Raw genomic sequence first — 7,911 nt, forward strand, 5'->3', positions numbered from 1 at the left:
TCTGCCCGAGCCCGTACGGCGCCACCCGGACCGCAGGCCGAGGGTGCGAATCAGCTCAGACGTGGAGCTCCCGGCTGAGAGGGAGCTCGCGGTAGCGCTTCCCGGTGAGCGCGAAGATGGCGTTCGCGATGGCCGGAGCCACGGGCGGCACCCCCGGCTCGCCGATGCCTCCCGGCGGCCCGTCGCTCTGGATGATGTCGACGTGGATCTTCCGCGGCGCATCGCCGATGCGCACCAGCTTGAAGTCGCGGAAGTTCGACTGCTGCGTCACGCCGCCCTTCATCGTGATGGCGCCGTGGAAGGCGATGCTCATCCCGAAGACGACCGAGCCCTCCATCTGGGAGCGGACGCGATCCGGGTTGATGACCGTGCCGGCATCCACCACGACCCAGGCCTCGTCCACCGAGATCTTCCCGCTCTTGTTGCGCACCACCGACGCCACCACCGCCACGTACGAGAGGAAGCTCCGGTGCGCCGCGAGCCCCAGGGCCCGGCCGTCCTTCTTCCGGTCGCTCCAGCGCGACAGCTCCGTGACGCGCTCGACCACGCGGCGCAGGCGCCCGGCGTCCACCGGGTGCTGCTCCACGGACATGCCGTAGTTCGGCAGCTTCTCGATGCCGAGCTCCTTCAGCGTCGCCACTCGCGGCGGCCCGATCAGCTCCAGCCGCACGTCGCGAGGATCCTCCGCCCGGGCGTGGGCGAGCTCGTCGATGAACGAGTTCACCGAGAACGCGTGGAAGATGTTGTACACGGACCGCAGCCAGCCGATGCGCGTATAGGCGGTCGCATCGCAGGCCTCCGCGCGGACGTTGGGCACCGAGAGCGCGAGATCCAGCACGCCCTGCTGCAGATCTCCCGCCCCGGGCTTACCCGGCGCGCCGAAGAGCGTTCCGATCGATGGGAACGCCGTACGATGCCGCCAGGCGACGACCTTGCCCTGGGCGTCGAGACCCGCGCTCAGCCGCTGCGCGCTCACGGAGTGGTAGAAGTCGTGCTGGACGTCGTCCTCGCGCGTCCACTGCACGCGCACCGGCACGCCCACCTCCCTGGCCAGCCACGCCGCCTCCGAGACGAAGTCCGCCTTGGACTTGCGCCCGAAGCCGCCTCCCAGGAACGTGACGTGGACCTGGACCTTGTCCTCGCCGAGCCCCAGCACACGCGCCGCCTCCGTGCGCGCCGCCTGCGGGTTCTGCGTGGGGGCCCACACCTCGCAGGCGCCGTTCTCGAAGCGGGCCACCGCGACCGGCGGCTCCATGGGCACGTGCGGCAGGTGGGGGATGTGGTAATCGGCCTCGATGACGCGCGCGGCCTTGGCCAGGGCGCTGTCGACGTCACCCACGTTGCGGACCGGAGTCCCCGGCGCCTGGATGGACGCGATCAGCGTCTGCTTGTACTGCTCGGAGTCATAGACGGCGTTCTCGCCATTCTCCCAGGTGATCTCCAGCTCGGCCCGGCCCTTCATGGCCGCCCACGTGTTCTCCGCGAGCACCGCGACGCCGCCCCAGGGCTGGAAGACGTAGGGCTTCTTCGGCACCGGGAGCTCGATGACCTTCTTCACGCCCGGGATGGCCAGCGCGCGGTTGGCGTCATACTTCGTCACGCGGCCGCCCACCACCGGCGGACGAGCGATGACCGCCGTGAGCATGCCGGGCAGCTTCACGTCGGCGCCAAACACCGCCTTGCCCGTGACGTAGGCCGGACCGTCCAGCAGCGGCAGCGCCTGTCCCACCCGGCGCAGCTCGGACTTCGGCCGCAGCTTGACGTCCGTGGGCTTGGGCACCGGCAGCTTGCCCGCCTCGAGCGCCAGCTCTCCGAAGGCGAGCTTGCGCTGGCTCCCCTTGTGCGTCACCACGTGGTCGGCCGCCACGCAGTCGTCCGGAGACACCTTCCACCGCTTCGCCGCGGCGGCCACCAGCATCGTGCGCACCGTGGCGCCCACGCGGCGCATGTCCTCGTAGATGCCACGCACGCTGTTGGAGCCGTCCGTGTTCTGGTCTCCGTAGGCCTTGTCGCCATCGGCCTGGACGATCTTCACCCGCGCCATGTCCGCGCCGATCTCATCGGCGATGAGCACGGGCAGCGAGCTGCGGATGCCCTGCCCCATCTCGGAGCGGTGACAGACGATCGTCACCAGCCCGTCGGGGGCCACGTGCACGAAGACGTTCGGGTTGAGGCCGGGGGCGGACTTCTCCACTTCCGGAGAGCTCGTCTTCGGCTTGGGCGAGGCGCTGCCGGAGGGCTCGTTCGTCGCCTTCTGCGCCTCGCTGTCAGTCGAGAAGAAGCCGAGGGCCAGACCCCCGACGGAGAGGTTCAGCCCCGCGAGGAAGGACCGCCGGGCGATCAACATGGGCCTGTCGCTCATCGCGTCCTCATCCCCCCTCGGGCAGCCCGGCGGCCTTCTTCACGGCCGCGCGGATGCGCGTGTACGTGCCGCAACGGCACAGGTTGCCCGCCAGGGACTGATCGATCTCGGCATCCGTGGGCTGGGGCTTGTTCTTCAGCAGCGCCGCCGCCGTCATGATCTGCCCCACCTGGCAGAAGCCACACTGCGGCACGCCCATGTCCACCCAGGCGCGCTGCAGCGGGTGGTTGCCGTCCGGCGACAGCCCCTCGATGGTCGTCACCGACTTACCCTCCGCGCGGCGGATGGGCGTCACGCACGCGCGCACCACGCTGCCATCCACGTGCACGGTGCACGCACCGCACAGCGCCTGGCCGCAGCCGTACTTCGTGCCCGTCAGGCCCAGCACATCGCGCAGCGCCCAGAGCAGCGGCATTTCCGGATCGACATCGAGCTCCTGCTCGACGCCATTGATGCGAACTCGAATGCTCACGGCCGTGCCTCCTCGCTCGGGCACTCCGCGCCCGTCTCCACCCATGCGGCGACAATCGCCCCGAAGCGTTCCTGCGTCCCAGGAGCCGGCTCACGCCCCGCGCCCGGCCTCCAGCCCCAGCCCACCAGCTCGTCGTGCGCGTTGTGCTCGACGATCTGCGCCAGCGTCTTGCCGCCGTTGCGGGACTTGTCCTTCATCTGCTCGCACACCGCGCGCGGCGTGCGCCCCACCCAGGCCATCTCCCGGGGGGCCAGGTGCCAGTTGGGCGCGCCGGGCACCCGCGCCAGCTCCACGTTCCGATCCTGGTGGCAGCTGGTGCACTCCATGCCGACGACGCCCTTGTCCTGCGGGCCGCGCGTCACGGGCGGATAGTGCGGCTTCCAGTCGGCGCCAGCGCCCTGATACGGCGAGTCACCGTCCGGGTGGCAGTTCGCGCACCGCGGGTGGAGCAGCACCCGGCTGGCCTCCAGGAAGAGCGCCTTCGAGCGCTCGGAGGGGTCCGCGATGACCGCGAACGCCTCCGGCGAGCGGAGCTCGTTCGGAGCGACGGGGGAGAGAACATCGGAGAGACGCCCGATCGGCTCGGACGGACGCCGACTGCAGCTCACCGCCGCCACCAGGACGACGACTGACGTCCCGAGGAGAAGCGACGGTCTCATCCGAGAGAAGGACCACCGGTTCGTTTTCGACATCCGTGGTTTGCCGTCCCGAGAAGGTGTGGCGGAGGAGATTACGAGCCGGGTTCCCCAAGTCAACGCCCAATGGCCCTCGCGCCGCCGCGGGGCTCGCGGCTGTTCAGGAAGAACCACGCCGCCGGGACTGGACCGTGACACGCACGCCGGGCTACGAGCGCTCGCGTGGAAAATCCCAGGCTGCACTGGCAATGGAAACGGTTCGAGGAGCTGACGCTCGAGGAGCTCTACCGGCTGCTCGCGCTGCGCCAGCAGGTCTTCGTGGTGGAGCAGACGTCCATCTACCAGGACGCGGACGGATATGACCGCGGCAGCCATCACCTGCTCGGCACCGTCCCCGGTGGACAGGAGCCCGTCCTCGCGGCCTATCTCCGCGTGCTGCCTCCGGGCTTGAAGTACCCGGAGGCCAGCTTGGGCCGAGTGGTCACCGCCCCCGGCATGCGCCGCTACGGATACGGCAAGCTCCTGGTGGAGAAGGCCCTGGCCTTCATCGACACGAGCTTCCCGGGAGCGCCCGTCCGTATCGGCGCCCAGCACTACCTGCGGCGGTTCTACGAGGGGTTCGGCTTCCGAACCATCAGCGACGTGTACGACGAGGACGGGATACCCCACATCGACATGCTCCGCTGAGCCCGAGGGCCATGCACAACTGCCGGGCACGGCCCTCGGCGCCGCGCGCTCAGCGATCCGCGTGGCACCAGCCCCCGCCAATCAGGCGGCAGGGCAGTGGCACGCGCGTGGGCACCAGGTGGTAGGGCGACACTCCAGCTCCAAGGACACCGGACCAGTTGTTGCCCCAGCCCACCAGACTGCCATCCGTCCGCAGCGCGTGGACATGAAGCCCACTGGCGGCGAGGGACGCCACCCCCGTCAACCCGGGCACCTGCGAGCCCCCGGGAGGAACGGCCAGCTCCGACATGAAGCCACGCTCGCCATGGAGGTTGCTGCCCACGTTCCAGACCGTTCCGTCCACGCGGAGCACCTGGACGGTGTTCCTGCTCCGAGCCACGCCCACCGCGTCCGAGAAGCCCACCACTTGCTGAGGCGGCGTCTCCTGTCCCGGGAGGCGGAGGGTCCACTGCCACACGGTGCCATCGGCAAGCAGGGCCACGAGGTCCGTGGACCTCAAGGCCACCGCCGTGACGTTCGCCAGCCCCTCCACCCGGGCCGGGGCGCGCGGCTGCCCGTCCCAGGCGCTGGAGTGGCCGCCCCAGCGCCATACGCTGCCGTCACTGCGCAGGGCCACCGAGAGGCCCCCGCTGGCATGAATGGCCACCACCCCTTCGAGCCCCTGCACCTGCACCGGCGTGGAGCGCACCTGGGTCGACACATCCCCCAGCTGCCCATAGCTGTTGGCCCCCCAGGCCCACACCGTCCCGTCCGCACGCAACGCCAGCGAGTGGGCGCTACCCGCGGCCACGGCCACCGCATTCGACAACCCCACCACACCCCCTGGGGTAGCCCGGTCCTGCGCCGTTCCATCGCCCAGCTGGCCGCGCCCGTTCTGCCCCCAGGCCCAGACCGTCCCGTCCGCGCGCAACACCAGCGAGTGCTGGTCACCGGCAGCGCTCTTCACTGCGCCTTGCAGGCCCTGCACTCGCACCGGCGCAGGCTGGTGACTTCCTCCGAGCGGATCCGCCCCCCACGTCCACACCGAGCCGTCCGCCCGGACGGCCACCAGGTGTGCCTGCCCAGCCGCCGCCGCACGCACGTCCCTCAACCCCACCACCGGTGTGGGCGACATCCGACGATCCGTGCCGGTGCCGACCTCTCCCTCGGCGTTGGTGCCCCACGCCATCAAGGAACCATCCCGCCGCAGCGCCATCGAGTGGTTCATGCCCGCGCCCACCGCCACCACGCCGCGCAGTTCCGGCACCTGCCGGGGAGCGGTTCCCCGGTCCAGCGTCCCGTCCCCGAGCAGCCCGCCACTCGTGAGGCCCCACGTCCACACCGTCCCGTCCGCGCGCAGCGCCAGCACATGGTTCGGTCCCGCCGCCAGGGAGACCATGCCCGTCAGCCCGGGCACCTGCACCGGCGCGAACACCCTGTCACTCTCCAGCGCCGTACCGACCTGGCCCAGGGAGTTCTGCCCCCAGGCCCAGACCGAGCCATCCGCGCGCAGGGCATACGAAGTCTCCCCACGCGACTCGATGGCCACCACTCCCGTCAGTCCCGGCACCTGGATGGGCTGGAGCCGCGTGTCCTGCGTCCCATCGCCCAGCTGGCCCAGCAAGCCCTCGCCCCAGGCCCAGACCGTCCCGTCCGAGCGCAACGCCATCGAGTGGAACAAGCCCGCGGTCACCGCGACGACTCCCGTCAGTCCCTGGACCTGGACCGGGAGCGTCCGATCGACCGTCGTCCCATCACCGAGCTGTCCCGCGTAGTTCGAGCCCCACGTCCACACCGTCCCATCCGCGCGCGCCGCGACCGAGTGCGCGCACCCTGCTGCCACGGACACCGCCCCCGTCAGACTCGCCACCGTCACCCTCCCCGTCCGCGGCAGAGTCGTCCCATCTCCCAGCTGGCCCCACAGGTTGCCGCCCCAGGATTGCACCGTGCCGTCCTCGCTCAAGGCCAGCGAGTGGAACAGCGCGACGCAGCCGGACATGGAGACGGAGACGGCCTTCTTCATCCCCTGCACACGCTCAGGCGTGGGACTCACGACCTTACGCTCGGCCCACACCTCGAAATCCTCGCCCGCGCTGCTCCCCCACTGCCACAGGGAGCCGTCCTCCGCTACCGCCAGCGAGTAGCCTCCATTACCTGCCAGCACACGACGGGTCGACCTGCGCCGCTGGCTGTCCTGCGAGGCGCTCTCCGTGGGCGCCTCGGGCTCGCGGGGAGACTCGGCGCCGGCATTCACACTCCAGAGCAGGACGGCGAGTACGCCCGTCGTCCATTTCATCCGCGTTGCATACCTGGGTGTCGCTGTCATGGGACCTCGTGGGTAGAGAGAGGACTGCACAGCCACGGATGACCCCGAGACGTTGGCCTTCGGGGAGCTGCCCTCATCCGTGGCATCGAGTCACAGAGCACCCGGTGTGCCACCTGCGCCTGATCGCGGAGGTCCGCGAGATTCCATGCCTGGCGCCCCGCGCATCGGAGCGAAGTGACATTTTTTGTGCCCGAGGTGACGCAAATGCGCGGGCGCCGGAGGCGAGCGGGAGCCAGGCTCGACGCTCTACCGAGGGTTGGGACATACTCCGCGGCGCGGAGCGGGCGTGCGCGTCCCTCCCTTCTCCCCTTGTCCCACATCCGAGAAAGTCATGCGCCGCTTCCTGTGGACAGCCCTCCTCGTCCTGTGTGCCTCCGCCTGTTCCGAGGATCCCAAGCCGCCCCCCACCGACATGCCTGATGCGGGCGAGCTGCCCGATGGCGGACTGCCCGATGGCGGACTGCCGGACGCGGGGACGGATGGAGGAACCACCCCGACCAGCTCCCACGGCTCGGGCAAGGTGCCCTGCGAGAGCACGGGCACGGTGGCCAACGCCACCACGACGTACACCTACTGTGTCACGACCGTCGCCGGCTCCCAGCTCAAGATCATCGAGCCTCAGGACACCACGCCCGGCCAGCCGCTGCGGCTGGCCATCTACCTGCACGGTGACGGAGCGCGCACGCACGATAACAACACCGCCCCGCGCATCCAGGCACCATGGACCTTCACCCACCGCACGCTCTACGTCTCGGCGCGAGCGCCCAACAAGTGCGCGTGGTGGACCAAGCCGACAATCACCACCTGCGTCGACGACTCGGGCCCCGAGGCGAGGGACCTCGAGGGCCTGAACGCCGAGGTATTCGTGCAGGTGCTCAACGCCCTGCGCGGGGGCTGGGATCTGCTCGATGAGCCCATCCTCTTCGGAGGCTCCTCGGGCGGCGCGGTCTTCCTCACGGCGAGCTTCCTGCCGAAGTACGGCCACCAGTACCGTGGCGTCTACGCCCTCGGCTGCGGCGGCGAGGCGTCGTGGTCGGGCAAGCTCGACTGGGACAGCACCCAGCCCGCGCTGCGTGGGCCGACGAAGCTCGTCTACACGTACGGCGATCTGGACCCGTACCTCGCCGACATCCAGGGCAGCGTCTCCTTCTTCGGCGCGCGTTTCTTCCCCGTCGAAGAGACGATCGTGCCCAACGCGGCCCACTGCCAGTTCGACCACGTCGGCCGCGTGACCGAGGTCTGGGGACAGGCCACGGGCAACTAAGCAGGTCCGAAGAAGCTCCTGCACACAAGAGAGCGGCGCCTGCCCCAGGGGAACGGACTGACCAGGGAGACCCCCTGGGAGCGAACCGGTCCCCAACTGGTATGACAAGGAGCCTGTCGAAATAAGCTGTAGGGTAACGTAGGAGGTAGGTGACAAGGGGATCGACTTGGAAGGTAGGGCGTGGTT

Annotated in this window: 6 protein-coding genes; 2 read left to right on the top strand and 4 right to left on the bottom strand. The window is 69.9% G+C overall.

All coding sequences use genetic code 11. The features are described 5' to 3' along the window. Positions 1–55: 55 nt before the first annotated feature. Genes KY572_RS45710 through KY572_RS45720 form a run of 3 tightly spaced genes read right to left on the bottom strand, consistent with a single transcriptional unit; the run spans position 56 to position 3,493 of the window. A complete protein-coding gene (locus KY572_RS45710) occupies positions 56–2,362 on the bottom strand; it encodes a xanthine dehydrogenase family protein molybdopterin-binding subunit (protein WP_224250110.1) in 2,307 nt (768 codons plus the stop codon). A gap of 7 nt (positions 2,363–2,369) precedes the next feature. After that, entirely contained in the window at positions 2,370–2,834 is a 465-nt protein-coding gene (locus tag KY572_RS45715; protein ID WP_317987991.1) for a (2Fe-2S)-binding protein, read from the bottom strand. After that, positions 2,831–3,493, bottom strand: a complete 663-nt coding sequence (locus tag KY572_RS45720; RefSeq protein ID WP_224250112.1) for an Isoquinoline 1-oxidoreductase subunit — start codon at positions 3,491–3,493, stop codon at positions 2,831–2,833. Before KY572_RS45720 ends, KY572_RS45715 begins: the two co-directional genes overlap by 4 nt. Positions 3,494–3,691: 198 nt before the next feature. On the opposite strand from KY572_RS45720, the gene KY572_RS45725 reads away from it, so the two are divergent. Then, complete coding sequence (locus tag KY572_RS45725) at positions 3,692–4,156, top strand: GNAT family N-acetyltransferase (RefSeq protein ID WP_224250113.1); 465 nt, start codon at positions 3,692–3,694, stop codon at positions 4,154–4,156. Between the two features lie 49 nt (positions 4,157–4,205). On the opposite strand, the gene KY572_RS45730 is transcribed toward KY572_RS45725, so the two are convergent. After that, positions 4,206–6,431 carry an RCC1-like domain-containing protein gene (locus KY572_RS45730; protein WP_224250114.1) on the bottom strand — a complete coding sequence of 742 codons (2,226 nt, stop codon included), beginning with the start codon at positions 6,429–6,431 and terminating at the stop codon, positions 4,206–4,208. Between the two features lie 361 nt (positions 6,432–6,792). On the opposite strand from KY572_RS45730, the gene KY572_RS45735 reads away from it, so the two are divergent. Continuing rightward, positions 6,793–7,725 carry a hypothetical protein gene (locus KY572_RS45735; RefSeq protein WP_224250115.1) on the top strand — a complete coding sequence of 311 codons (933 nt, stop codon included), beginning with the start codon at positions 6,793–6,795 and terminating at the stop codon, positions 7,723–7,725. Positions 7,726–7,911 lie beyond the last annotated feature (186 nt).

The organism is Hyalangium gracile, assembly GCF_020103725.1.
GTDB classification, from domain to species: Bacteria; Myxococcota; Myxococcia; order Myxococcales; family Myxococcaceae; genus Hyalangium; species Hyalangium gracile.